The sequence below is a fragment of the Amycolatopsis sp. NPDC028719 genome, from assembly GCF_055565395.1.
This window is the reverse complement of record NZ_JBVHUL010000007.1, coordinates 142,472-165,899: the sequence shown is the minus strand read 5'-3', so window position 1 is coordinate 165,899 and position 23,428 is coordinate 142,472. Positions and strand designations below refer to the sequence as shown.

At 71.2% G+C, this 23,428-nt stretch carries 26 protein-coding genes; 10 read left to right on the top strand and 16 right to left on the bottom strand.

What is annotated here, in order from left to right:
* Nucleotide 1: 1 nt before the first annotated feature.
* Nucleotides 2-169: a DUF397 domain-containing protein gene (locus ACZ4TR_RS31425; RefSeq protein ID WP_465291020.1), complete on the bottom strand. Its 168-nt coding sequence runs from the start codon at nt 167-169 to the stop codon at nt 2-4.
* The gene (locus tag ACZ4TR_RS31420; protein ID WP_465291018.1) at nt 166-1,002 is read right to left on the bottom strand and encodes a helix-turn-helix domain-containing protein; all 837 of its coding nucleotides are present in this window, start codon (nt 1,000-1,002) and stop codon (nt 166-168) included. The genes ACZ4TR_RS31425 and ACZ4TR_RS31420 overlap by 4 nt, the downstream gene beginning before the upstream one ends.
* A 178-nt stretch (nt 1,003-1,180) precedes the next feature.
* On the opposite strand from ACZ4TR_RS31420, the gene ACZ4TR_RS31415 reads away from it, so the two are divergent.
* From ACZ4TR_RS31415 to ACZ4TR_RS31405, 3 genes are all read left to right on the top strand, one after another.
* Nucleotides 1,181-1,411 (top strand): hypothetical protein, encoded by a 231-nt coding sequence (locus tag ACZ4TR_RS31415; RefSeq protein ID WP_465291016.1) that lies wholly within the window; start codon nt 1,181-1,183, stop codon nt 1,409-1,411.
* Between the two features lie 108 nt (nt 1,412-1,519).
* Nucleotides 1,520-1,813, top strand: coding sequence for a hypothetical protein (locus ACZ4TR_RS31410; protein ID WP_465291014.1), 294 nt, complete (start codon nt 1,520-1,522; stop codon nt 1,811-1,813).
* Nucleotides 1,810-2,205 carry a hypothetical protein gene (locus tag ACZ4TR_RS31405; RefSeq protein ID WP_465291013.1) on the top strand — a complete coding sequence of 132 codons (396 nt, stop codon included), beginning with the start codon at nt 1,810-1,812 and terminating at the stop codon, nt 2,203-2,205. The genes ACZ4TR_RS31410 and ACZ4TR_RS31405 overlap by 4 nt, the downstream gene beginning before the upstream one ends.
* A gap of 97 nt (nt 2,206-2,302) precedes the next feature.
* Here the strand turns inward: ACZ4TR_RS31405 and ACZ4TR_RS31400 are convergent, their stop codons facing one another.
* From ACZ4TR_RS31400 to ACZ4TR_RS31355, 10 genes are all read right to left on the bottom strand, one after another.
* Nucleotides 2,303-3,691: a hypothetical protein gene (locus ACZ4TR_RS31400; protein ID WP_465291011.1), complete on the bottom strand. Its 1,389-nt coding sequence runs from the start codon at nt 3,689-3,691 to the stop codon at nt 2,303-2,305.
* A gap of 12 nt (nt 3,692-3,703) precedes the next feature.
* Nucleotides 3,704-4,639, bottom strand: a complete 936-nt coding sequence (locus ACZ4TR_RS31395; RefSeq protein WP_465291009.1) for a poly(ethylene terephthalate) hydrolase family protein — start codon at nt 4,637-4,639, stop codon at nt 3,704-3,706.
* A 26-nt stretch (nt 4,640-4,665) separates the two neighbouring features.
* Nucleotides 4,666-5,538 carry a transporter substrate-binding domain-containing protein gene (locus ACZ4TR_RS31390; protein ID WP_465291007.1) on the bottom strand — a complete coding sequence of 291 codons (873 nt, stop codon included), beginning with the start codon at nt 5,536-5,538 and terminating at the stop codon, nt 4,666-4,668.
* Nucleotides 5,539-5,600: 62 nt separating this feature from the next.
* Nucleotides 5,601-6,824: a 2-hydroxyacyl-CoA dehydratase gene (locus ACZ4TR_RS31385; protein ID WP_465291005.1), complete on the bottom strand. Its 1,224-nt coding sequence runs from the start codon at nt 6,822-6,824 to the stop codon at nt 5,601-5,603.
* A complete protein-coding gene (locus tag ACZ4TR_RS31380; RefSeq protein ID WP_465291003.1) occupies nt 6,821-7,834 on the bottom strand; it encodes a 2-hydroxyacyl-CoA dehydratase in 1,014 nt (337 codons plus the stop codon). The genes ACZ4TR_RS31385 and ACZ4TR_RS31380 overlap by 4 nt, the downstream gene beginning before the upstream one ends.
* The gene (locus ACZ4TR_RS31375) at nt 7,831-9,069 is read right to left on the bottom strand and encodes a CaiB/BaiF CoA transferase family protein (RefSeq protein ID WP_465291001.1); all 1,239 of its coding nucleotides are present in this window, start codon (nt 9,067-9,069) and stop codon (nt 7,831-7,833) included. Before ACZ4TR_RS31375 ends, ACZ4TR_RS31380 begins: the two co-directional genes overlap by 4 nt.
* The gene (locus ACZ4TR_RS31370; RefSeq protein ID WP_465291000.1) at nt 9,066-10,205 is read right to left on the bottom strand and encodes a CapA family protein; all 1,140 of its coding nucleotides are present in this window, start codon (nt 10,203-10,205) and stop codon (nt 9,066-9,068) included. The genes ACZ4TR_RS31375 and ACZ4TR_RS31370 overlap by 4 nt, the downstream gene beginning before the upstream one ends.
* Entirely contained in the window at nt 10,202-10,987 is a 786-nt protein-coding gene (locus ACZ4TR_RS31365) for an amino acid ABC transporter ATP-binding protein (protein ID WP_465290999.1), read from the bottom strand. Before ACZ4TR_RS31365 ends, ACZ4TR_RS31370 begins: the two co-directional genes overlap by 4 nt.
* Nucleotides 10,984-11,859, bottom strand: a complete 876-nt coding sequence (locus ACZ4TR_RS31360) for an amino acid ABC transporter permease (RefSeq protein WP_465290997.1) — start codon at nt 11,857-11,859, stop codon at nt 10,984-10,986. Before ACZ4TR_RS31360 ends, ACZ4TR_RS31365 begins: the two co-directional genes overlap by 4 nt.
* A 5-nt stretch (nt 11,860-11,864) precedes the next feature.
* A complete protein-coding gene (locus tag ACZ4TR_RS31355) occupies nt 11,865-12,782 on the bottom strand; it encodes a transporter substrate-binding domain-containing protein (protein ID WP_465290995.1) in 918 nt (305 codons plus the stop codon).
* 210 nt (nt 12,783-12,992) lie between these two features.
* On the opposite strand from ACZ4TR_RS31355, the gene ACZ4TR_RS31350 reads away from it, so the two are divergent.
* The 5 genes from ACZ4TR_RS31350 to ACZ4TR_RS31330 all read left to right on the top strand — a co-directional run bounded on the left by ACZ4TR_RS31350 (nt 12,993) and on the right by ACZ4TR_RS31330 (nt 16,986).
* Nucleotides 12,993-13,982, top strand: coding sequence for a PaaX family transcriptional regulator (locus ACZ4TR_RS31350; RefSeq protein ID WP_465290993.1), 990 nt, complete (start codon nt 12,993-12,995; stop codon nt 13,980-13,982).
* A 220-nt stretch (nt 13,983-14,202) separates the two neighbouring features.
* A complete protein-coding gene (locus ACZ4TR_RS31345) occupies nt 14,203-15,582 on the top strand; it encodes a glycoside hydrolase family 10 protein (RefSeq protein WP_465290991.1) in 1,380 nt (459 codons plus the stop codon).
* A 125-nt stretch (nt 15,583-15,707) separates the two neighbouring features.
* Nucleotides 15,708-16,034: an ArsR/SmtB family transcription factor gene (locus tag ACZ4TR_RS31340; protein WP_364526173.1), complete on the top strand. Its 327-nt coding sequence runs from the start codon at nt 15,708-15,710 to the stop codon at nt 16,032-16,034.
* On the top strand, nt 16,031-16,540 hold the full coding sequence (locus tag ACZ4TR_RS31335; protein ID WP_465290989.1) for an SRPBCC family protein: 510 nt from the start codon (nt 16,031-16,033) through the stop codon (nt 16,538-16,540). The genes ACZ4TR_RS31340 and ACZ4TR_RS31335 overlap by 4 nt, the downstream gene beginning before the upstream one ends.
* The gene (locus ACZ4TR_RS31330) at nt 16,537-16,986 is read left to right on the top strand and encodes a VOC family protein (RefSeq protein WP_465290987.1); all 450 of its coding nucleotides are present in this window, start codon (nt 16,537-16,539) and stop codon (nt 16,984-16,986) included. The genes ACZ4TR_RS31335 and ACZ4TR_RS31330 overlap by 4 nt, the downstream gene beginning before the upstream one ends.
* Before the next feature lie 13 nt (nt 16,987-16,999).
* Here the strand turns inward: ACZ4TR_RS31330 and ACZ4TR_RS31325 are convergent, their stop codons facing one another.
* The 3 genes from ACZ4TR_RS31325 to ACZ4TR_RS31315 are packed head-to-tail and all read right to left on the bottom strand — an operon-like array spanning nt 17,000 to nt 18,685.
* Nucleotides 17,000-17,869, bottom strand: a complete 870-nt coding sequence (locus ACZ4TR_RS31325) for an alpha/beta hydrolase fold domain-containing protein (protein ID WP_465290985.1) — start codon at nt 17,867-17,869, stop codon at nt 17,000-17,002.
* Between the two features lie 49 nt (nt 17,870-17,918).
* Nucleotides 17,919-18,113 (bottom strand): hypothetical protein, encoded by a 195-nt coding sequence (locus tag ACZ4TR_RS31320; RefSeq protein ID WP_465290983.1) that lies wholly within the window; start codon nt 18,111-18,113, stop codon nt 17,919-17,921.
* On the bottom strand, nt 18,110-18,685 hold the full coding sequence (locus ACZ4TR_RS31315) for a TetR/AcrR family transcriptional regulator (protein ID WP_465290981.1): 576 nt from the start codon (nt 18,683-18,685) through the stop codon (nt 18,110-18,112). The genes ACZ4TR_RS31320 and ACZ4TR_RS31315 overlap by 4 nt, the downstream gene beginning before the upstream one ends.
* A gap of 145 nt (nt 18,686-18,830) precedes the next feature.
* Here ACZ4TR_RS31315 and ACZ4TR_RS31310 point away from each other — a divergent pair, with 145 nt between their 5' ends.
* A complete protein-coding gene (locus ACZ4TR_RS31310) occupies nt 18,831-22,070 on the top strand; it encodes a family 78 glycoside hydrolase catalytic domain (protein ID WP_465290979.1) in 3,240 nt (1,079 codons plus the stop codon).
* A gap of 92 nt (nt 22,071-22,162) precedes the next feature.
* Here ACZ4TR_RS31310 and ACZ4TR_RS31305 read toward each other — a convergent pair whose 3' ends face one another.
* Entirely contained in the window at nt 22,163-22,513 is a 351-nt protein-coding gene (locus tag ACZ4TR_RS31305) for a TraR/DksA family transcriptional regulator (protein WP_465290977.1), read from the bottom strand.
* A gap of 171 nt (nt 22,514-22,684) precedes the next feature.
* On the opposite strand from ACZ4TR_RS31305, the gene ACZ4TR_RS31300 reads away from it, so the two are divergent.
* Nucleotides 22,685-23,341, top strand: a complete 657-nt coding sequence (locus tag ACZ4TR_RS31300) for a lytic polysaccharide monooxygenase (RefSeq protein WP_465290975.1) — start codon at nt 22,685-22,687, stop codon at nt 23,339-23,341.
* Nucleotides 23,342-23,428: the final 87 nt, after the last annotated feature.

Below are 23,428 nucleotides of genomic sequence, written 5' to 3'. Positions count from 1 at the left end.
GTCAGTCCTTCAGGCCGGTCAGGAAAGCGGTCCAGGTGGCCTGATCGACCGACAGCTGCCCGGTGGCGGGGCTTTTCGAGTCTCGTACCCCGATTTCGTCGCCGAGCCGAACCTCGACGCAGTCCTGGGTTTGGTCACTCCAGCTCGACTTGAACCAACCGTTCGTCATTTCTTCTCCTCTCGAATCTCGCTCCGGACCTTCGTGATCAGATCGAGACTCTTCGCCGTGCTCCACGCTTTGCGCCGCGTTGCCTCCGCCCGCGCACGATGAGCCGCGATGTCTTCGTCGGCGTACAGCATCAAGCCGTCGCGGTGCAGCTCGAGGCTGACTATCGATGGCGATTGATCGGAGTCGAAGAGGATGAAAGGCCCGGTGTGAGCCGGGGTCCATCCGGCAGTGAAAGGGATGATCCGCACTTCGACATTCGGCAGTTCGGTCATCTCCGCGAGGTAGTCCAGCTGCTCCAGCCAGACATCGCGGCCGCCGATGACGTGGCGGATGGCCGCCTCGCCCAGCAGGACATCCAGCGTCGCCGGATTCTTGCGGGTGATGAGGTCACGGCGGCCGATGCGGATCGCCACCCGCTCGTCGATCTCGTCTGCGGGCGTCTCGGCGTCGACCATGATCGCGCGGATGACGTCGCTGGTCTGCAGCACGCCGGGAATCAGCAGCGGAGCCAGGTGCGTGACCGTCGTTGCCGTTCGCTCCGCGGCCAGCAGCGCGTTCATCTGCTGCCGGCGTTCGGCGACGGTCACCGCATGCCACCGGCCGCTGAGTCCCGCGTTGGTGGCCAGGGCCATCAGCTCGGTCGCCTCGTCGTCGCCGATCTCGAGGACCTCGATGATCGTGGCGACGTCGTCCGGCTTCGGCGTGCGCTCGTTGGTCTCCCAGCGGGAGATCAGGCCGGAGTCCGACTCCTTGCGTCCCATCAGCACGGCGAGCTTCCGCAGTGAGATGTCGCGGGACGTGCGCGCTTCCTTGAGAGCGTCGCCGAGGTTCATCGCGCCTCGCGGGTGCTACCAGCCATGCAGCACATGCTAGTGCAGGTCCACCCCGCGACCGAGGTCACCTGATCAGGGCATTGCCCAGCCCGCTGTCAGCGCTGACACTTGCTACCAACATTCGGTAGCACTGTCAGCGTGCAGCTTATGGCCCTGACAGCGTAACGGGGAGACACAGATGCGAGACCACCGCTGGCACGAAGCACCGTTCATCGTCCCCGCGCGCACGGTGACCGGCCTGGCCACCCAGGTCACCCTCGGCCTGGTGGACACCGGCGACGGCCTCCGGCGCGCCATCCGCGTCGGCACCGACAGCTCCCCGGCGATCCTCCCCCGCCAGGCGATGACGGAGCTGGTCGGCCACGCGCGGGCCATGGTCGTCCGGGAGCTTCCCGGCGACCGGAGATGACGCGCCGGTTTCGCGGCCCCTGATCAGCCTGGCCGGTGCGCGCGCCCCGACCCGCGCACCGGCCAGGTGTCCACCGCCCGCCGCCGGGCACGACCACGGAGGTCCGTGATGGCCACCGCACCGCCGAAACGCCGGCCGGCGTCCCTGCTGTTCTGGGTCGTCGAGACACCGACCGGCATCAACCACCTCGTCACCGAAGCGGCCTTCGTCGCCGGTCTCGCGGACTCGGGTTCCTACCGCGCTGTCTGCGGCGTGCGGTTCCCGGCCGCGCCGATGGTCGAGGCGCCGAAGAGGACGTGCGCCCGGTGCCGCCCGGTCGTCGCCCCGGCGCGCACGTCACGCCGGCGCCGGGCCGGCTGGTGGCGCCACGTCGTCAGCCGGTCCGGCGGGGCGCCGTCATGACCGGATCGTCGCCGCCGTCGCCGGAACCCGGCAGCCCCTGGCCGTCCGAAGCCGACCGGAGGCTCACCGAGCACCCGGACTACGTCCACCTCTGCCGTGTCCTCGCCGGAATGCGCCGGCTCTCGACGACGGACCGGCCCACCGTCACCCCCGGAGCTGCCATGTCCCGCGAAACGACCCGGCTCGTCCACGTCCTCGGCGCCACGCAGGTCCGGCTCGGCGTGCTCGCCGTCCGGCTGCACGACGGCACGGCGACGACGGACGAGCAGCGCGAGGTCGCCGACGAGCTCGACGACGTGGCCGACCTCCTCCGCTCCCACGCGGCCGACGTCGACGCCGGGATCGTCGCGGCACCCCGCCGTCGCTCCACCCCGGATCGGGAGCCCGCATGACGAAGCCACGCTCACGCCGGCCGGCTCGGTGCGTCTGACGCACCCAAGGCGGCCTTCGGTGCGTTGAACGCAACCACGGCCGCCTTGGGGCGCAGGGTCACCGCCTCGGTCCGTCGACCGCCGGGTACATCCGGTTGAACCGCGGCGGCGTGTACGGCAGATAACGCCCCCGCACGCCGTCCACGGCCACCGCCAGGCGGTTCATCGTCGCCGGAGCCGTGTCCGGCCAGTGACCGGTGCGCAGGCGGGTCAGCATCCGGTCGATCGCCGCCTGCTGTTCGCCGGTCGTGTACGTGCAGTGGCCGGCCGTCTGGACGTACGTCTGCCGGAGCAGGGACGCGTCACCCGCCCGGGCGGCCAGCGCGCCGTAGGACCGCTGCTGGGCCACGGTCGAGATCTGGTCGCCGGTGCCGTTGACCGTCAGCACCGGGATCCGCAGGTCGCCGGTGAACACGATGCCTCGCTCGAGGTAGCGGACGGCGCCGGGATCGGCGGACACCCGGGGTTCGGCGGCGAGCCGGCCGAGGTCGGCGCGCAGGTCGAGCCCCGCGCGCTCGTAGAGCCGCCGCACGGCGTTCTGCTGGCTCGGCTCCGCCGTCGCGAGCTGGCGCGCGTAGTCGACTCCCGTGTTCCAGGACGGGTTCCCGCCCGCCAGCTGCTCGATCGCCCGGCGGCTGCTGACCGCCTGCCCGAGGTACGGCAGCGGTCCGCCCGCGAGCGCCAGGAACATCCCGCGCTCGACGCCGTCGACGTCGCGGCCGTCCGGGACCGGGGTCGTCGTGCCGTCGGCGGCGAGCCCCCAGCCCGGCAGCTGGCCGATCGCCGCGGCGAGGGCGATCCGCGCCTTGCCCGCCGGAGTCGCCTGAGCCGCCGTCATCGCCGAAACCCACTGCTGCTGGAGTCCCGGCACATCGGCGGGAATGCCGGTCACCGGCAGGGCGGAGTCTCGGAACAGCAACGTCTTCAGCGTGAAGACGGTGTCGAGCTTCTGGTTCCACTGGCCCACGGCACCGCCGAGGCCGCCGCACATCGGGATGGCCGCGGCGAAGCGACCGGGGTGCACCTGCGCGACGCCGGCGGCGACCATCCCGCCCATCGAGCGGCCTTCGGCGATCGCGTAGCGGGCCCGGCCGAACGCGGTTTCGAAGCGGCCGAGCGCCTCGGCCTGGTTGTCGATGGCCCGCGCGATGTTCCAGCCGCTGATCGTGCGGGTGGTGCCGCCCACCGCGTAGCCGCGGTCCAGCAGGCTCGCGGTCAGCGGGCTCGTCAGGCCACCCGCGGCGAAGTCGAGGTCCACCAGCACGGTGCCGTTCCACCGGTCCGGTTTCGCGAAGGTGTACGGCGTGCCATCGGTCAGCTGCCCGTCGGCGCAGCGCGCCGGCAGACCCGGACACGGCATCCCGGCTTGCGCCGCCTGGGCCGCCGCGGGCACCCCGGCGGAGAGCAGCACGGCGACGGCCAGCCCGCGCAAAGTCGTGAATCTCATGGACGGCTCCTGTCAGAAGTTCTTGCTGGTGACGGTCCAGCCCGGGGTGCCGCACAGACCGCAGCCCGCGCCGAGGAGGTAGGCCCGCGCGGTGCGGTTGCCGTTGAGGGTGAAGTCGAACCAGGCGACCAGGACCCGCACGGCTTCCTCGCGGACGCTCGGGTCGGGGTTGCCGTCGCGCTGGCCGTAGACGAACCCGGTGTGGCCGGCGGCCGGGTTGGTCGCCCGGATCGCGGGGACGGTGACGAGGTCGTAGTTCTCGCCGCTGTTGGGGTAGGCGACGTCGGCCGGGCCGCCGTCGACGAACATCGTGGGGGTGTGCAGGTTCCGGAGGTTCTCCCGGCCGTAGCCGAGGGTGCCGTCGGCGAAGAACCCGCTGTCCAGCGACAGCACCGATTTCACGCGGGGATCCGCACCGGCGACGAGGGCTTCGATGCCGCCGCACGAGTGGCCGGTGACGCCGATCCGGCGCGTGTCGAGCCGGTTCCGCAGTTCGCTCCCCCGGCGGTCGTTCTCGCGTTCGGCCCAGGTGATCGCGTCGGTGATCACCTTCGGTACCGGGCTGCCGTTCTCGGTCAGGGCGGGCTCGTCGAACCCGCCGACGGCCACGACGACGAAGCCGTGCGCGGCGAGCAGCGTCTCGAGGGTCAGCAGCTCGTCGTTGCTCGTGTGCCGGCACGCGCCGTTGCCGAACACCACGACCGGCAGGCGGCCGGGCACCCGGTCCAGGTCCGCGGGCCGATAGACGGTGTACTCGGCGGCGTAGTTCCCGGTCCGGGCCGCGGCTTCGCGGACCACGGGGTGGAACACCGTGGACGCCGGCGGCGCGGGCGTCGGTGGCGGGGTCGCGACGTCCGCGCCGGAAGAACCGGGAACGACCGCGGCCGTGATCGCGACGAGCACCGTCGCGGCGGCGACCAGCGCCGGCTTGAGGATCCCCTTGCCCATCGAAAGTCCTTTCCGGACAGTAAGCTTCATCCCCGGGTGGCCGCGTTGAAGACCGGCTTCGGGACCGAGACCTGGTTGAGTCCCCAGCGGGACATGATTCCGACGTACGTGCCGTTCCGGAAAAGCTCTTCGAACACCTGCTGCAGCACCGGACCGAGTTTCGACGACTTGGGTACGTACAGCGCGAGGTCGTCCTTCGTCGCCCCCTGCGCCTCGGTCTGGGTGACGTACTTGTTCCCGCCTCGGCGCTGCGTGACGTCGATCGCCGCCGCCTCGGTCATCCCCGCGGCATCCGCCCGGCCCGAGCGGGTGGCCAGCAGCGTGGCGTCGGTGTCGTCGAAACCGACGGTCCGCGTGGCCGGACGCTTGCTTCCCGTGCAGAAGCGGGAAAGCTTGTTCAGCTGCTCTTCGACGACGCTGGCGGTCACCACCGCGATGCGCTTGCCGCAGAGGTCCTCGGTCCGGGTGATCCCGGCCGTCGACTCCACGGGGAACAGGTAGGCCGTGCGGGTCGTCATCCAGGTGATCGTGTCGAACTGCTTCTCGCGTTCGGCGGTCGCCTTGACCGGGCCGTTGAACGCGTCGTACCGGTTGCTCAGCATGCCTTGGAGCGCGGCCGGGAGCCCGGCGACGACGAGGGTCTGCGTCTTGACGCCGAGCACCTGGCCGATCGCGGCCTGGAAGTCGGCGTCGATCCCGGTGACCGTCCCGTCCGGCGCGACCGTGCGGTAGGGCGGGTGGGAGTCCCCGGCGAACCTGAGCACCCCGGCGTCCTTGATCGCCTGCGGGAGCGCGTCGTGCAGGGACTGCACCACCGGGAGGTTCGTCCCGGTGGCCAGCGGCGGCGAGCCGGCTTCCACCGTGCACCCGGCGGCGGTCAGCCCGAGGGCGGCGGTCACGAGGATCGCACTTCGGCTTCGTCGGCGAAGTGGGGATCGCACTGGAGTCCTTTCTCCGGCAGTCAGGTCAGTTCGTCGAGCCACGCGGTCATCCGCGCGGTCAGGTCGTCGCCCGTGCGCGCGTCGACGTTGTCGGCGTGCAGCTCCAGGACGGGGATGCCCGCGGCGCGCAGGGCGCGGGTGGTGAAGTAGCTGCCGCGGGCGTCGTCGGAAACGAGGTGCACCACGCCGTCGACGCCGTGGTGCCGAGCTTCCTTGACGTACCACTCGGCCGACCACGGCGGGGTGTAGAGCTGGTCGCCGAAGGCGGCGAACCGCGCGGCGAGGGCCCGCAGCGGGTCGTCGCCGTAGCGCAGGTAGCCGTCCGCGGCGATGGCCAGGTACATCGACCAGACGAAGACCGCGCCGTGCGAGCGCTGGAACCGCTGGTAGAACTCGAGGTCGAACCACAGGCCGCGGCCGACCCACATCAGCCGCAGCCGCTCGTCCGGGCACACCGCGACGCCGGTGTCGACCCGGTCGCGCACCTCGTCGTGGAACGCGCGGGCGGCGTCGCGGGCCCACTCGGTTCCGCGGTGCCACTGCGGCACCATGACGCTCGGGATGCCGTCGGTGACGGCGATCGGGCAGGGCCGGGCGGCGGCGATGAGGTCGCGGGTGCGGCGGTTCCACTCCTGCTGCTCGTTGACCAGGTCCAGGACCTCGCGGAAGCGGGTTTCGGAGAACACCCGGCCGGTGGTCTGCTCGAGGTACCGGATGAGGCCGGTCAGCTCGCCGGTCAGCAGGTCGAGCCGGTCGCTCCCGATGGCCTCCTCCCAGCGGTGCGGCATGAGCTCCCACCACCGCTCGGGCACCGCGTCCTCCGCCGCGCTTTCCAGGGGGTAGTAGGTGACGCCGGGCTGGGCGTCCCAGACGTCGAAGATCTTGCGGGACGCGTCGCCGGTGGTCTCGCCGAGCACGATCGACGGCTTCGGCAGGCCACCCCACGGCGCCTGGTCCGGGTCGGTCTCGAACGCCGACGCGAGCGAAGTGGCGCTGTACTGCTCGATGTAGTCGGGGTACCCGCGTTCGCGCAGCAGGCCGAGGTAGCGCTGGGTCTGGCGCTTCGCCGCGACGATCGAGGCCCACCACTGGTTGACGACGTACGGGATGCCCATCGTGCGGAAGATCTCCTGCGGCGCGTCCGCGTTGACCAGTGCCAGGGGGCCGCCCTCGGCACGCACCCCGGCGAACCATGCGCGCTGGTAGGCGGTCGCGGTGGTGGCCGACGCCAGCCGGGCCGTCATGCCGCCGCTCCGGCCGGGACCAGCGCCGCCAGCGCTTCGGGAGTCAGCTCGCCGTACGGCTGCCGCTCGGCCAGGACGGCCCGCAGCCCGGTGGCGGCCCGCTGCTCCGGGAAGTCCCACGGCGGCGCGTCGTCGTGAATCCGCGCGTAGGACAGCAGGACCTCGGCGCCGCAAGCCCGGGCGGCCGCGGCGGTGTGCGCCGCGCGCTGCCGGATGGACGCGCGGGGTGCGGACGGGCCGTTGTGCTGGTACCGCTCGGCCAGCGCGAGTTCCGTCGGCGCCGCGCAGGTGCGGGCGAAGAGCAGCTCGCCCCAGTCGTGGTCCTCCCCCACGACGAGAAAACCGTTGCGCTCCACCGTTTCGTACACCGCCGGGTGGTCGTGGGAACTGCCGGTGAGGAACAGCCGGGTCCCTTCGACCTCGGGCAGGTCTTCCGCGAGCAGCCGCTCGACGAGCGCGATGGCCTCCGTGACCGGCACCCCGGTGGTCGCGGCGACGGTTCCGAGGAACCGCGTGCCGCTCAGCCGGTTCGCGCGGCGCAGGGCGGCGAGCCGGCCGAGCGACCGGCGCAGGGTGTCGTGCGCGGTGATGGCCGCGGCGAGGTCGTCGTCGCCGATGGGCCGCCAGCGTCCCAGCCATTCGCGCAGCTGGGCGATCTTCGCGTGGACGTACCGGGTGGTCGTGTGGTGCGGCAGGTGCAGCACGTCCACCAGCCGCACCGGCGGCAGCCCCAGCGCCGGTTCGACGCGGTGCAGCTCCCGCAAGGCGTAGAACAGGCGCAAGGACGCCTCGCAGTCGCGCGAGACGACGATGGCCTCGAGCGGGCCGTAGTCGCCGGTGAGGATCCGCGTCAGGATCGACCGGGCGACCGGGTCCACCCCTCGGCCGAGGTAGCGGTCGCCGAGCGCGCTGTCCCGGCCGGGGTTCCCGGTCAGCCGCAGGGGTCGCAGGCCCGCCGCGGTGATCAGTTCGACCGGCACGTCCGCGCCGACGTACCCGACGGCGCTCAAATCACGGCCTCCGCCACCAGTTCCGCGACCTGCTCTTCGGTGTAGCCGAGCAGTTCGCGGTAGACGTGCTCGTTGTGCTCCCCCAGCCCCGGCGCGGGCCGGTCGAGGGAGACTCGGGCGGCGGAGAAGCGGATCGGCACGCCGGTCCCCGCGAGGTCGGCCACGGCGCCGTGCTTCGGGTGCGTCAAGGGGACGACTTCCTCGCGCGCCAGCACCAGCGGGTCGCGGACGGCCTCACGCGGCTCGCGGACCTCGGCGGCGGGCACGCCTTCGGCGGTGAACGCGGCAAGGATCTCGGCCAGTGGCCGGACCCGGCACCACTCCCGGATGAGGTCGTGCAGCTCGTCGGCGGCCCGGACCCGCTGGTCGCGGGTGCGGTAGCGGTCGTCCTCGGCCAGCTCCGGCCGGCCGATCGCCCGCAGCACGCCGTGCGCGAACGCGTCGGTCGGCGCGCACAGCGCGAGGTAGCCGTCGGAGGCGGGCAGGATTCCGAAAGGCGCCAGCCGCGGCACCATCGACCCGGTGCGCTGGGGCAGGCCGACCGCGTCGAAGGCGTCGAACGGCTCGCACGCAACGAGCGAGGTGAGCGCGCCGAGCATCGACACGTCGACGCGCTGGCCCTCGCCGGTGTGCTCGGCCTGCAGCAGCGCGGACACCGTGCCGACCACCGCGAACAGCGGGGCGAGGAGGTCGCCGATCGGCAGGCCGAACCGGACCGGGCCCTCGTCGGGCTCACCGGCGGTCATCATCACGCCGCTGAGTGCCTGGATGATCGAGTCCATCGCCTTGCCCGACCCCGGGCCGCCCTGGGCGCCGAACCCGCTGATCGAGGTGTAGACGAGCCGGGGGTTGATCTCCCGGACCTGCGCGTAGGAGATGCCGAGCCGGTCGGTGACCCCCGGGCTGTAGTTCTCGACCAGCACGTCGGCGTCGCGGACGAGGTCGGTGAACACCGCACGGGACCGCGGGTTCTTCAGGTCCAGGGTGACGCTGAGCTTGTTGCGGCCGCGCAGCAGCATCGACACGGACAGGTCGTCGTCGTGCCGCCGGGCGAGGTTGAGCCCGTCGCGGCCGACGTAGGGTGCGTTGTTGCGGGACGAATCCCCGCCGGTGGCGGGGTTTTCGACCTTGATCACGGTGGCCCCGAGCCCGGCGAGCAGCAGCGTCGCGTACGGCCCGGCGAGCGCGGTGGTCAGGTCGATGACGGTGCGGCCGGCCAGCGGCTGGTCGGTCATGCGGAAACCCCTTCGGAGAGATCGACGAGCACTTCGGTGCCGCGGGTGGTGAACCGGCCGTTGAGGCGGGCCCCGCGGGTGATGTCCTCGACGTATTTCGTCACGGCCTCGCCTTCCGGCGTCCCGCCGACCGGGACCGGACGGCCGTGGTCGTCGATCCGGCACGGGACGAAGCCGGCTTCGCGCAGCCCGGTTTCGTCGAAGCGGCAGAAGGCGATGGCGGTGTTGCGGCTTTCGGGGTGGAACGGGAAGAACGGCAGGTCCGGGTCGGGCGCGAAGCCGTAGAGCTTCGTCCTCCGCTCGGCCCACGCGCGCAGCTCGTCCGCGCCGACGCCCGCTCCCGGTGTGAGGGCGTGGGTGACGGTGGCGAAGTTGCCGAGCCCGTGGAAGATCGGCCGTCCTCTGTGGACTTCGATGCCGCGCATGATGTGGGCGTGGTGGGCGAACACGGCGTCGGCACCGGCGTCGATCGCCGCGCGGGCGACCGGGCTTTCGTACATCGCGACGGTGACCGGGGTGTGCCCGACGCCCTTGTGCAGCGCCACGAGCACGACGTCGGCCTCCGCGCGCAGGCGGCGGACGTCGTCGGCCATCGCCTCGAGGCTGTCGGGATCGGCGAAGGTGTAGATCTTCGGCGGCCCGCCCGGGCTCGCGTGGTCGAGCTCGTAGTGGGTGAGCACGTGCACGTACGCGCAGCCGGGCTTGCGGGAAGCCGCCCAGGATTCGCGCGGGCCGACGCAGTTGTACGACAGCACGCCGATGCGCAGGCCGCCGCGTTCGACGACCGCCGGGCGCCGGGCCTCGGCGAGGTTCGCCCCGGCACCGGCCGTCACCATGCCCGCCGCCCGGGAGTACGCCAAGGTGTCGGCCAGCCCGCCGTCCCCGGCGTCGAGCACGTGGTTGCCCGCCAGCGTGACGACGTCGAACCCGGCTCCGGCCACCGCTTTCAGCGCCTCGGGGTCCGCCGGCGGCGCGGGGACGTCGGTGCTGTGCTGCACCGCCGTGGTCGAATGCGGCACTTCGACGTGCCCGATCGCCAGGTCCATCCCGCGCAGCACGGGCGCGGCCGGGGCGAGGAACGACTCCGGGTCCGGCTCGTCCAGGATGAGGTCGCCGACGGCGCCGACAGTGATCACGAAGCACCCTCCTTTTCGGACAGATGACGGGACAGGAAGGCACGCAGCCGATCCGTCCGGGGCCGGGTGAACAGCTCACCCGGCGGGCCTTCCTCGATGATCCGGCCCGCCTCCATGAACACGCACCGATCGGCGACTTCCCGCGCGAAGGCCATCTCGTGGGTGACCACGACCATCGTGGTCCCCGCCGCGGCGAGGGTCCGCAGCACGGCCAGGACCTCGTCGACCAGCTCCGGGTCGAGCGCGCTGGTCGGCTCGTCGAACAGCATGATCCGCGGCCGGACCAGCACGGCCCGGGCGATGGCGACGCGCTGCTGTTGCCCGCCCGAGAGCTGGCGCGGGTAGTGGTCCTCCCGGCCGGCCAGGCCGATGCGCTCCAGCAGTTCACGCGCTTCACGCTCCACAGTGGACCGGTCACGCCCGTGGACGCGGATCGCCGCGTCGGTCACGTTGCGCAGCACGGTGAACTGCGGGAACAGGTTGAACTGCTGGAAGACCATGCTCATCCGGCGGCGCTGGGCGGCGATCCCCCGCTCGGTCAGCGGGCGCAGGCCGCGCGGTGACCGCCGGTGGCCCAGCAGCTCGCCGTCGAGGTACATCGCCCCGCCGTCGATGGGCTCCAGCTGGTGGGCGCAGCGGACGAGCGTCGACTTGCCCGAGCCCGACGGCCCGATCACGACGACCGCTTCCCCTTCGCGCACGTCAAGGCTGACGCCCGCGAGCGCGGTCACCGACCCGAACTCCTTGCGGACCTCGCTGATCCGCAGCACCGGCGCGGTCATCGGGCCCGCCCCACGACGAGGTGGCCGCGGGAGAACCGGCGCTCCAGCCGGCGCTGCAGGCCCGTCAGGACGGTGACCACGACGAGGTACCAGAAGCAGGCGACCAGCAGCATCGGCACGATCTCGTAGGTGCGGTTGTAGATCATCTGCACCGCGTGCAGCAGGTCCGACATCGCGATGACCGAAACCAGGGCGGTACCCTTGAGCACGTTGATGAACTGGCTGCCCGCCGGCGGGATGATCACGCGCATCGCCTGCGGCAGCACGATCCTCAGCAGCGTCTGCCCCGGCGGGTAGCCCATCGCCCGCGCGGCGTCGCGCTGGCCGGGGTCGACCGAGGTCACCCCGGCGCGGAAGATCTCCGCCAGGTAGGCCGACTCCACGAGCGACAGGCCGATCACCGCGGCCGTCAACGGCGTGATGACCGTGTTGGCGTCCCAGGTGCCGAAGACCGGGCCGAACGGGATGCCGAGGGACAATTCGGGGAGCAGGTAGGCGAGGTTGAACCAGAAGATCAGCTGCACCAGCGGCGGGATGCCGCGGAACAGGCCCACCCACAGCGTCGCCACCCACCGGGCCGGGCCGAACCCGCTCAGCTGCATGGCGGCGACCACGCCGCCGGCGAGCGACCCGAGGACCATCGCCGCGACCGCGAGCAGCACCGTGGTGCCCAGCCCGGCCATGACGCTCTTCTCGAACAGGTACTTCGCCACGACGTCCCACTGGAACCGGTCGTTGCCGGCCAGGAAGACGGCCAGCTGCGCGGCCAGCACCGCCAGCACGAGCACGAACAGCCAGCGCCACGGGCGGAACCGGCCGCGGGCTTCGGCGACGTCGTCGTGGGCCGCCGAAGTCTCCTCCACAGTGGACATCGCGGTCATTTCGCGGACGCCGCGTCGAACAGGGGCTGCGGGACCGTGACGTCGGTGAGGCCCCACTTCTGCATGATCCGCGTGTAGGTGCCGTTGCGGAACAGCTCTTCGAAGGCCTTCTGCAGCACCGGGCCGAGCTTGCCGGCCTTCGGGGTGTAGAGCGCGAGGTTGTCCTTCGTGGCGCCCTGTTCCTCGGTCTGCGTCACGTAGTCGTACTGCCCCTTCTGCTGGGTGGTCACGTCGATCGCGGCGGCCTGGGTCATCCCGGCGGCGTCGGCGCGGCCGGACTTGGCGGCCAGCAGGGTGGCGTTCGTGTCGTCGAGCCCGACCACCTGCACGGCCGGGCGCTGCGAACGTTCACAGAAGGCGGACAGCTTGGCGAGCTGGTCCTCCACGACGCTCGCGGTGACCACCGCGACGCGCTTGCCGCACAGGTCGGCGGTCTGCTTGATGCCCGCGGCCGAGCCGGTGGGGATCACGTAGGAGGTCCGGGTGGTCATCCACGTGACGGTGTCGAACTGCTTCTCGCGTTCGGCGGTCGCCTTGACCGGCCCGTTGAAGGCCTCGTAGCGGCCGCTGAGCATGCCCTGCAGCGCGGCCGGCAGACCACTGACGATGGTGGTCTCCGTGCGCACGCCCAAGAGCTGCCCGAGCGCCTCCTGGAAGTCGTGGTCGATGCCGGTGACGGTCTTGCCGTCCGGGCCGACGGTGCGGTACGGCGGGTGGGAGTCCCCGGCGAACCGGAGGACGCCGGCGTCCTTGACCGCTTGCGGAAGCTGGTCGTGCAGCGCTTGGTCGGTCGTGAGAGCCGCGGCCGTGGGGGCCGTGGCGGCGCCGTCGTCGACCGTGCACCCGGCCAGCGCGAGTCCCGCGGCGACCGCGGCGAGCGTGCTTCGACGCCATTGACGAAGTGAGGAACCCATGTCGTTTTCTTCCTGCGGAAGGCCACCCCAGCGGGCGGCGCGGGAACCTGAAGGATCGATTGGTTGCTATCTGGGCGCCGATCGTCGCATGATGTGTCGCGTGATTCAACCCCTCGGTGCGCTCACCCGGACGGCACTGCCACCATGGACACCCGCGGCGGGCGCCCCCGGCCGGCCGCCGGAGCGAACCCCGGAAGAGGCGAGCGCGCGATGACAGCAACGTCCTCGGGGCCGCTGCCCCGCTCCCAGCAGGGAGCCGAACCCCAGCTGCTGCTCACATCCCTGCTCGGCGACTTCTGGTACTGGCGCGACGAGCACATCCCCTCGGCCGCCCTGGTGGAGCTGCTCGGCGAGTTCGACATCAGCCCGGCGAGCGCGCGGGCCGCGATCCGCCGGCTCGCCGCCCGCGGCCTGCTCACCGTGTCGCGCAGCGGGCGGACGACGGCGTACGGGATCCCCGCGCGCACGTCCGAAGTGATCATCGAGCGCACGCACCGGATGCTGACCTTCGGCACCACCGCGCCCGAGTGGGACGGGCAGTGGACCGTCGTCACGTTCTCGGTACCGGAGCAGGACCGCGGGCTGCGCACGGCGCTGCGGTCGCGGCTGCGGGTCCTGCGGTTCGCCGCCCTCTACGACGGGGTGTGGGTCAGCCCGCACGACCTGACCGGCCCCGCGCTCACGGCGCTGCGCGAGCTCGATCTCCGCAGCGCGACGGTCTTCCGCGCCACCGAGGTGCCCGGTTCGGGCGCGGCCGTCGCGGCGTTCGACCTCGAGCCCCTCGCCCGGGAGTACGAGCAGTTCGTCGAGCGCTACGAGCAGGTGCTCACCGGCCTGGACGCCGGCTTGATCAGCCCGGCGCAGGCGCTGCGCACCCGCACCGAGCTGCGGGTGGACTGGCGCCGGTTCCCGGAGACCGACCCCGACCTGCCCGCCGAGCTGCTGCCGGCCGACTGGGCGCGCGACCGGGCGCAGAAGGTGTTCCTGCAGATCTACGACCGCCTCGGCCCGCTCGCCGAGCTCCGGTTCCGGCAGCTGCTGGCCGCCACCGACCCCGCGCTGGCCGAGTTCGCCACCCACCACGACTCGGTGAAGGTGGCCGAGCTGTTCGCCGGCCTGGGCGACCGCCACCCGGCGGGCGACACGCCGTTCGAGCAGGCCGCCGAAGCCCGCCGCCTGGACGACGCGCGCCACCGCTAAGAGCGGCACTTCCCGGGTCGCACGGACGGGCGCGAGTTTCGGACTGGAGTCCGAAAGTCGTTCGAAACTCTTTGCCTGGCGTGGAAGCTCCGTGCTCTGCTGCTCACAGCAAGTGAACATCATCGGATCGTCCAGGTCACCGGCGACCAGGTTTCCCGGCTCTGCCCGGAAGTCGTCGCCGGCGGGCTTTCCTGGGCGTGCGCCTGGAAGGAGACCACGGATGGCAAGAAGTTCGTCGGACCGGAGCGGCAGACGGTGGTGGCAGTCGTCGGCGAGTCGCGTGCTGGCGGCAGCGGCCACCGTCGCCGCGACCGCCGCTGTCCTGGTGACCGCCCCGGGCGCCGATGCCGCGGCCGGCACACTGGGAGCCGCGGCCGCGCAGTCCGGCCGGTACTTCGGCACCGCGATCGCCGGCAGCAGGCTCGGTGATTCCACCTACACCACCATCGCGTCGCGCGAGTTCAACATGGTGACGGCCGAAAACGAGATGAAGCCCGACGCGACCGAGCCGAACCAGAACCAGTTCAACTTCTCCGCCGGCGACCAGATCTACAACTGGGCGGTCGGCCACGGCGCCAAGGTCCGCGGCCACACCCTCGCCTGGCACGCCCAGCAGCCGGGCTGGATGCAGAACATGGGCGGCAGTTCGCTGCGCAACGCCATGATCAACCACATCCAGAAGGTGATGGCCCACTACCAAGGCAAACTCGCCTACTGGGACGTGGTCAACGAAGCCTTCAACGAAGACGGCAGCCGCCGGTCGTCGAACCTGCAGAGCACGGGCAACGACTGGATCGAGGTCGCGTTCAAGACCGCCCGCGCGGCCGACTCGTCGACGAAGCTCTGCTACAACGACTACAACATCGACAACTGGAACTACGCCAAGACCCAGGGCGTGTACAACATGGTGCGGGACTTCAAGTCCCGCGGCGTGCCGATCGACTGCGTCGGCCTGCAGGCCCACTTCACCGGCGGCAGCTCGGTCCCGAGCAACCTCCAGACCACGATCTCCAGCTTCGCGGCGCTCGGCGTCGACGTGGCGCTCACCGAGGTCGACGTCACCAACTCGAACACCTCGCAGTACGCGGCGCTGACCCAGGCGTGCATGAACGTCGCGCGCTGCGTCGGCATCACCGTGTGGGGCGTGCGGGACAGCGATTCCTGGCGCTCCAACGAGAGTCCCCTTCTGTTCGACGGCAGCGGGAACAAGAAGGCCGCGTACAACTCGGTGCTGAACGTCCTCAACTCCGGAGGGACGACCACCACACCGACGACGACCCCGACGGGCACGGGCACCACGACACCGACCACCACGCCCACCACCCCGGGCGGGGGCAGCTGTTCCGCGACGCTTTCGGCCGGACAGAGCTGGAGCGACCGGTACAACCTGAACGTCTCGGTCAGCGGCTCCAGTTCGTGGACGGTCACCATGACCGTGCCGAGCCCCGCGAGGATCAGCGCCACCTGGAACATCAGCGGGACGTGGCCCAGCAGCCAGGTCCTCGTCGCGACGCCCAACGGAAACGGCAACAACTGGGGCGTCACCATCCAGCACAACGGGAACTGGAACTGGCCCAGCGTCAGCTGCAGCGCCTCCTGAGGTACGCGAACCCGGCGCCGCTCTGCCCACCCCGGGCAGGGCGGCGCTCTCGTGTCCCAGCATCGCTTGACACCGCCCTGAACAGCCTATATAAACCAATCGGTTTCAAAACCGAAAGGTTATCAATGGGCACGAGCAGCACCCTGGACGCGACCTTCGCCGCACTCGCGGACCCCACCCGGCGGGCCATCCTCGCGCGGCTCGCGACCGGCGACGCCACCGTCACCGAGCTCGCCGCGCCCTTCGCGATGAGCCAGCCCGCCGTGTCGAAACACCTCCGCGTGCTCGAGCGGGCCGGGCTGGTGCGCCGCGGCCGGGACGCCCAGCGGCGGCCGTGTCACCTGGTCGCCGAACCGCTCAAGGCGGCCACGGCCTGGCTGGCCGGCTACCGCGACTACTGGGAAGCCAGCTACCGGCAGCTCGACGATCTGCTGAAGGACCTGCAACCGTGACGCCGCCGCTGCGGAGCCCGGGACTCCAGGTCACCGAGGCGGGCGCCACCGGGCTCGTGCTCACCCGGGACTTCGCCGCGCCCGCTCCCCTCGTGTTCGCCGCGCTCACCCGGCCCGAGCTGCTGCGCCGCTGGCACGGCGCCCACGGCTGGCACCTGACCGGCTGCGAAGTCGACCTGCGCCCCGGGGGCGCCTGGCGGTTCGTCTCCCGCGGTCCCGGCGGCGCGGAAATGGAGATGTCCGGCGAGTTCCGCGAAGTCGAGCCGCCCGTACGGCTCGTGCAGACCGAAATCCACCGCGGCTGGCCCGAAAGCGCCGCGCTCGTCACCACCGTCTTGGCCGAGACCGGCGGCCACACCACCATGACCGTCACCGTGCGGTACCCGTCACCGGAAATCCGCGACCAGGTCGTGCGCACCCCGATGCGACGCGGCGCCGGAGAGGCCTACGACCGCCTCGCCTCCCTGCTCGACCTGCTCGACCAAGAGAAACGAGACCACTCATGAACGACCCCACCACCAAGATCCCCCACGCCTCCGAGGTCACCAACGACCCCGGCAACCCGCCCGTGCCCGCCGGCGCGTTCCTCCTGGAGCTCGTCCCCGTGCCGGTCGCGGACCTCGACCGGGCCATCGCCTTCTACCGGGATCAGGCCGGCTTCGCCCTCGACGTCGACGTCCGCCCGGCCGAGGGCGTCCGCATCGTCCAGCTCACCCCGCCCGGCTCGGCCTGCTCGATCTCCCTCACCGAGGGAGTCCAGCCCCTCGCCCTGCCGCCGGGTGCCATGCGCGGGCTGCACCTGGTGGTCGCCGACATCGAGCAGGCACGCGCCCAGCTCGTCGACCGCGGGGTCGAGGTCGGTCCCGTCGAAGACATGGGCGGCGTGCTTTACGCCTACTTCGCCGACCCGGACGGCAACACCTGGTGCCTGCAGCACATGCCCTGGCGCTGACGCTGACGCGCGGTCAGGCGGTCACCGCGCGTTCGACGTGCAGCGCCAGGAACGCGTACACCCGCCGGACCAGCTCCGGGTCCCCGCCCATCAGGTCGTACCCGTGGTCGACGCCCCTGATGTCGTAGTGCTCGACCAGCGCGCCGGCCGCCTCGAGCTTGCCGGCGTAGGCGACGGCTTCGGCGCGCAGCCGGTCGTGCTCGCAGGTGAGCACCAGCGCGGGTGCGATCCCCGCCAGGCCGTCGCCGTTGCTGCCCCACGCCGGGGACGCCAGCGGGTCGCCGCGGCGGGCGGCGTCGGGGATGTAGGCGGTGTCGAAGACCTCCCCCATCCACGGCCGGATCACCACCCGCCGGCCGGGCGGCGCCGGCTTGGCCGCGGCCGGGGTGACCAGGTCCAGTGGCGGATAGTGCAGGACCTGCAACGCGATCCCGGGCCCGCCCTCGCGCAGCGCGAGCCGGGACGCCGCGGCCGCGAGCGCACCGCCGGCGCTCTGCCCGCCGACGCACAGCCGCGCGCCCGCCCACTCACGTTCGGGTGCGGCCGCCCACTTGAGCGCGTCGTGAACCTGTTCGCACGGCACGGGAAACCGCTTCACCGGCGCCAGCGCGTAGTCGATGTTGACCACGAACACCCCGGCGTGCTCGGCGAGGTACCGGCACAGCGGGTCGTCCCCGATCGCGCCGCCCACCACGAACCCGCCGCCGTGCGCGTTGACGTAGACACCGTTCGCCGGAGTGCCCTCCGGCGGGCGGTAGAGCGTGGCGGGCATCGGCCCATGCCGGGTCGGGACCGTGATTTCCTTGCTGCGGCCGGGAATTTCGGGAAACAACGGGCGTGGCTTGATCGCGCGGGCGGCGGCCGCGGCCATCAAACGGGCCACACCATCAGCGACGAACGGATTCGACAGGATCGACACGAACGACCTCACTTCACGCGGATCTGGTGGAACTCGAGCGAGACGCCGGGCGGCCGGGCACCGGCCGGCCGCGGGACGAGCGTGCCGACAAGACGGCGTCGTTGATGACCCGGCGGTGCCCGGCCGGGGTCACCCCGGCGTCGATCGGCTCGGCGATCAGGACTTCCAGCCGGGCCACCAGTTCCATCGTGAGTTCGGGGTGGGTCATCGGTCCTCTTCCGGGAGCCCGCCGAGGGTGTGGAGGAGCCGGACCAGGCGGTCGGTCAGTTCCTCGGGATCGAGTGACTCCTCGTCGCCGAGCAGCCAGGCGTTGATGAGCGCGCCGGCGCCGCCGGTGAGGAACACCGCCAGGTCGTCGACGGTTCCGGCTCGTACCCGGTCGCCGAAGAGCCCGAGCACCACGTGGCGGTTGGCCGGCGCGATCAGGTCGGTGAGGGCAGTGGTCAGCGTGAACGCGCACGGGCCGGTGAGCAGCGCGCGGTAGAACGCGCGATGGGCGGCGAAGTGCCGGGCGGTGGCCAGGACCGCGGCGCGGCCGGACTGCTCGCCGAGCGCCAGTTCACGCCGTGCGAGGTCGATCGCGGCGGCGACCAGCAGCGTGTCCCGGTCACCGAAGTGCAGGTAGACGAGCTGGCGGCTGACCCCGGCGGCCTCGGCGAGGTCCGTGACCGGGATGTTCGCGCTCCCGCGTCCGGACACCAGCTCCACGGCGGCCGCGAACAACACCGCCCGGGAACGCACGGCCCGGAGTTCGCGCCCGTCAGTGGTGTCGATGCTCACTTGAACTTTATAGACAGATGTCAAACAACTGGCAAGGGCAACGGGCCATTGTCACGTCGGGAGAAGCGCTATATCGTTTCTCCATCGCGACGGATTGAAACGATTCAAGCCCGAACGCTCCCCTGCGACGACGGAGGAAAGTGCGATGAGATCGCGGATGGCGGGAATCTCGGCCGCGCTGGTGGTCATGCTGGCCATGCCCGTCCTGGGGACAGCTCCGGTGCTGGCCGACCCGGGCACCGTCGCCGGGGCGAGGGGGCTGCGGGTCGGGCCGCTGACGGTCGAGTACCAGGAGGATCCGCTCGGGATCGACGTCGCCCGGCCCCGGCTCGGCTGGATACTGGACTCGGACCGGCCGGGGGCCCGGCAGTCGGCGTACCAGGTGCAGGTGTCGTCGGCGCCGGGCCGGGCGGGCGACGTGTGGGACAGCGGCCGGGTGACGTCGGCGAAGTCGTTCGACGTCGAGTACGCCGGAGCCGCCCTGCGTCCGCGCACCCGGTACTCCTGGCGGGTCCGCGTCTGGGACGCCGACCGGCGGGCGTCGGCGTGGAGCGAAGCCGCGTGGTTCGAGACCGCGTTCCTGGACGGCAAGGACTTCCGGGGCGACTGGATCGGGGCGCGCGCGGAGCCGGCCGCCACCTCGCTGCAAGGCGCGAGCTGGATCTGGTACCCGCAGGGGAATCCGGCGGACTCCGCGCCGGTCGGCACCCGGTACTTCCGGCGGACGGTCGACCTGCCCGCCGACGCCCAGGTCACGGCGGCCCGCTTCCAGCTGACCGCCGACGACAACTTCGTGCTGCACGTCAACGGAAAGCAGGTCGCCGCCTCGCCCCAGGTCACCGACTCGTGGCGGACCGCCGTCGACGTCGACCTCACGGCCGACCTGCGTGCCGGGCGGAACGTCCTCGCGATCCAGGCCGCCAACGCCCAGCCCGGACCGTCGGGGCTCGTCGGCAAGCTGCACATCGAGATGGCGAACGCGAACCCGGTCGACATCGTCACCGACACCACCTGGAAGTCGTCCGACACCGACACCGCCGGCTGGCAGCAGCCGGGCTTCGACGACTCGGCGTGGCCGGCGGCGCTCGTGGCCGCCGCCTACGGATCCGGCCCGTGGGGAAACTCGGTCACGACGACGCCGCAGCCGGAACCACTGCTGCGCAAGGACTTCACGGCGAAGAAGCGGATCAGGTCCGCCCGCGCCTACATCGCCGGTCTCGGCTACTACAAGCTCTACCTCAACGGCCGGCGGGTCGGCGACCACGAGCTCGACCCGGCGTTCACGGTGTACGACAAGACGGACCTCTACGCGACCTACGACGTGACCCAGGCGCTGCGCTCCGGCGACAACGCGATCGGCGTGAGCCTGGGACGCGGCTACTACGCGATGACGAACCCCGACGAGTGGAACAGCTCGCCCTGGCACGGTGAGCCGAAGCTGAAGCTCGAGCTCGACATCACCTACGCGGACGGCACGAGCGGGCGCGTCGTCAGCGACGGCAGCTGGACGCTCGCCGACGGCCCCACGACGTCCGAATCGCTGTGGTTCGGCGAAACCTACGACGCCCGGCTCGAGCAGCCGGGCTGGAACGACACCGGGTTCGACGACTCCGGCTGGCGCCCGGCCCGCGTCGTCCCGGCGCCCGCGGGTGCGCTGCGGGCGCAGTCGTTCCCGCCGATCAAGGTGACCGACACGCTCGAGCCCGGGAAGGTGACCACCCCCGCTCCCGGAACGACGGTGCACGACTACGGCACCCCGACCGCGGGCTGGGCCAGCGTCGCCGTGCGCGGACCGGCCGGCGCCGCCGTGACGATCACCTACGGCGAGAAGCTGAAAGCCGACGGAACCGTCGACAACATCGGCGGTTTCGGGATGCAGCTGCAGAAGTACACGTACGTGCTGAAGGGAAGCGGACCGGAGACGTTCACGCCGAGCTACTCCTACGCCGGGTTCCGATACGTCCAGGTCGTCGCGCCGACGGGCGTCACCGTCGAATCGGTGACGGCGCAGCGCGTCCACACGGCGGTCGCCAGGACCGGGAACTTCAGCAGCTCGAGCGACCTGCTCAACCGCTACCACGACGCGCAGGCGAACACGATCCTCAACAACCTGCACTCGGTGCCGACCGACACCCCGATGTACGAAAAGCGGCCCTACACCGCGGACGCCTTCCTGGCCGCCGACTCCGCCATCGCCAGCTTCGACATGCGGGACTTCTACGAGAACTGGATGCGCGACCACCGGGACGACCAGACCCCGGAAGGGAACATCGGCCAGACGGTGCCGGGAACCGTGGGCGCCAAGCAGGTGATCGACCCGGTCTGGTCCGCGAGTTTCGTGCTCGTCGACTGGGATCTCTACTGGTACTACGGCGACGTCCGGCCGCTCGCGGACAACTACGCGGCGATGAAGGCGTGGCTCGGGTTCTTCGAGAAGAACATCGCCCGGACCGGCTACATCTACACGGGCGGCAGCTACGCCGACTGGCTCGCCCCCGGTTTCGCCCAGCCGCCCGAGGGCGCGCGGCTGGCCGGTACCGCGTACATCCACAAGACCACCACGACGATGGCGGCGATCGCCCGCGCCCTCGGGCACACCGATGACGCGGCACGCTTCGACAGCCTCGCCGGCACGATCGCCAAGGCCTTCAACGCCACGTTCTACGACGCGGCCAAGGGCGCGTACTTCGACGATCCCGCGGCGGGGTACCGCCAGACCAGCAACCTGCTGCCGCTGAGCCTCGGCATCGTGCCGGAAGCGGCCCGCGCCGGCGTCGTCGCGAACCTCGTCGGCGACATCAAGGGCCGGGGCGTCCACCTGAACACCGGTGCGCTGGGCACGAAGCTCATCCTCCCGGTGCTCACCGGCACGGGGAATCCGGAGCTCGCGTACAGCGTCGCGACGAACCCGTCGTACCCCGGCTGGGGTTACTGGTTCCAGACCCTGGGCGCCACGACGATGTGGGAGGAGTGGCCCGCCGGGTCCCGCTCCCACCAGCACGCGTTCATGGGCACGGTCGACGACTGGCTGTACCGGAACGTCGCCGGCATCGAGCCCGCGGCGCCCGGCTACACGAAGGTCAAGATCCAGCCCTTCCCGGTGGGGGATCTGCGGAATGCTTCGGCCGAGGTCCAGTCTCCGCTCGGTCAGGTGCGGGCGGCGTGGACCCGGGACCGCAACGGCTTCACGTTGCGGGTCAGCGTGCCTGTCGGTGCGACGGGTGAGGTGTTCGTGCCGGTCGGGCGGGGCGGCAAGGTGGCGGCTCCGGCCGGGGCGGCGTGGGAAGGGACGCAGGGCGGTTATGCGCGGTACCGGGTGGGCTCCGGAAGTTACGAGTTCCGAGCCGGCCAGTGCCGCGAATTCGGGCCGCGATGCAGTGAATGAGTCATTCACCTCGCCCGACGCAGTGAATGACTCATTCCTGGCGTCACGGCAGGCCGCGAGCAAACCGGGGTTTCGTAAAACGTTTCAAGCCGTCAGCGCGCCTTGCTCGCACACGTGATGCAGATCCGCGTCGCCGGGAGCGCGACGAGCCGGCCTTCGGCGATCGGCCCGCCGCAGCGTTCACAAGTTTCGTAAGTCCCGGCGCGCACCCGGTCGGCGGCGCGGTCGAGGTCCGTGAGGTCGTCCTGGGCTTGGCGCAGGAGAGCCTGGACCTGGGCCCGTTCGAACGCGATCGTGACACCTTCCGGGTCGTGCTCGTCGTCGTTGCTGGTGAACTCCGACGCCGCCACGATCCCGTCCCGCTGCCGGGTGAGCGCCTCGGCCAGCCGTGCGGTCTCGGCGCGGGCCCGGGCGATCAGGTCCCGCGCGGCGCGATCGTCCATGGGCGAAGTCTGTCACGGACCTCGACGACCGCAACCGGGCCGCGGCCGGGATCGGGCCACCGTCATTTCGTCCGGTTCGTTGAACTTTTACCGGATGCCCGCTACTCTGTCACCCACGCTGGGAGCGCTCCCAATGGATCACCACCACTCATCACGAATGGAGGCCCATTCATGCGTACACGGACCACTTCCACCGCCCGGCGGCGAAGCGTCCTCGCGGTGCTCGTCGCCGCTCTGGCCGGAATGTTCCTGTGGGTGCCGGCAGCTTCGGCGCACGGCACCATCGTCGGCCCCGCCACCCGCGCCTACCAGTGCTGGCAGGATTGGGGCAGCCAGCACACGAACCCGGCCATGCAGCAGCAGGACCCCATGTGCTGGCAGGCTTTCCAGGCCAACGCCGACACCATGTGGAACTGGATGAGCGCGCTGCGGGACGGGCTCGGCGGCAACTTCCAGGGCGCCACCCCCGACGGTCAGCTCTGCAGCAACAACCTGTCACGCAACAACTCCCTCAACACCCCCGGCCCGTGGAAGACCACCAGCCTCGGCAGCAGCTTCTCGATGCACCTGTACGACCAGGCCAGCCACGGTGCCGACTACCTGCGGGTCTACATCAGCAAGAACGGGTTCGACCCCACCACCCAGCGCCTCGGCTGGGGCAACCTCGACTTCATCACCCAGACCGGCAGGTACGCCCCGGCCAAGGACATCAACTTCACTGTCCAGACCTCAGGCGCGTACAAGGGGCACCACGTCGTGTTCACGATCTGGCAGGCGTCACACCAGGACCAGACGTACATGTGGTGCAGTGACGTGAACTTCGGCTAGCGCGCAGCCGCGGGGGAGGGGGGGGGGGGGGGGGAGCCGAGAGGGGAGAGAGGTGTGGGAGGGGTCTTTTGTGTAATATGTGGTTGG

Coding starts and splice junctions, on each gene's coding strand:
- ACZ4TR_RS31355 (WP_465290995.1), bottom strand. CDS start 12,782: ATGGGTTCCTCACTTCGTCAATGGCGTCGAAGCACGCTCGCCGCGGTC.
- ACZ4TR_RS31395 (WP_465291009.1), bottom strand. CDS start 4,639: ATGGGCAAGGGGATCCTCAAGCCGGCGCTGGTCGCCGCCGCGACGGTG.
- ACZ4TR_RS31425 (WP_465291020.1), bottom strand. CDS start 169: ATGACGAACGGTTGGTTCAAGTCGAGCTGGAGTGACCAAACCCAGGAC.
- ACZ4TR_RS31420 (WP_465291018.1), bottom strand. CDS start 1,002: ATGAACCTCGGCGACGCTCTCAAGGAAGCGCGCACGTCCCGCGACATC.
- ACZ4TR_RS31385 (WP_465291005.1), bottom strand. CDS start 6,824: ATGACGGCCCGGCTGGCGTCGGCCACCACCGCGACCGCCTACCAGCGC.
- ACZ4TR_RS31415 (WP_465291016.1), top strand. CDS start 1,181: ATGCGAGACCACCGCTGGCACGAAGCACCGTTCATCGTCCCCGCGCGC.
- ACZ4TR_RS31345 (WP_465290991.1), top strand. CDS start 14,203: ATGGCAAGAAGTTCGTCGGACCGGAGCGGCAGACGGTGGTGGCAGTCG.
- ACZ4TR_RS31300 (WP_465290975.1), top strand. CDS start 22,685: ATGCGTACACGGACCACTTCCACCGCCCGGCGGCGAAGCGTCCTCGCG.
- ACZ4TR_RS31365 (WP_465290999.1), bottom strand. CDS start 10,987: ATGACCGCGCCGGTGCTGCGGATCAGCGAGGTCCGCAAGGAGTTCGGG.
- ACZ4TR_RS31310 (WP_465290979.1), top strand. CDS start 18,831: ATGAGATCGCGGATGGCGGGAATCTCGGCCGCGCTGGTGGTCATGCTG.
- ACZ4TR_RS31405 (WP_465291013.1), top strand. CDS start 1,810: ATGACCGGATCGTCGCCGCCGTCGCCGGAACCCGGCAGCCCCTGGCCG.
- ACZ4TR_RS31330 (WP_465290987.1), top strand. CDS start 16,537: ATGAACGACCCCACCACCAAGATCCCCCACGCCTCCGAGGTCACCAAC.
- ACZ4TR_RS31320 (WP_465290983.1), bottom strand. CDS start 18,113: ATGACCCACCCCGAACTCACGATGGAACTGGTGGCCCGGCTGGAAGTC.
- ACZ4TR_RS31410 (WP_465291014.1), top strand. CDS start 1,520: ATGGCCACCGCACCGCCGAAACGCCGGCCGGCGTCCCTGCTGTTCTGG.
- ACZ4TR_RS31305 (WP_465290977.1), bottom strand. CDS start 22,513: ATGGACGATCGCGCCGCGCGGGACCTGATCGCCCGGGCCCGCGCCGAG.
- ACZ4TR_RS31375 (WP_465291001.1), bottom strand. CDS start 9,069: ATGACCGACCAGCCGCTGGCCGGCCGCACCGTCATCGACCTGACCACC.
- ACZ4TR_RS31340 (WP_364526173.1), top strand. CDS start 15,708: ATGGGCACGAGCAGCACCCTGGACGCGACCTTCGCCGCACTCGCGGAC.
- ACZ4TR_RS31350 (WP_465290993.1), top strand. CDS start 12,993: ATGACAGCAACGTCCTCGGGGCCGCTGCCCCGCTCCCAGCAGGGAGCC.
- ACZ4TR_RS31360 (WP_465290997.1), bottom strand. CDS start 11,859: ATGTCCACTGTGGAGGAGACTTCGGCGGCCCACGACGACGTCGCCGAA.
- ACZ4TR_RS31400 (WP_465291011.1), bottom strand. CDS start 3,691: ATGAGATTCACGACTTTGCGCGGGCTGGCCGTCGCCGTGCTGCTCTCC.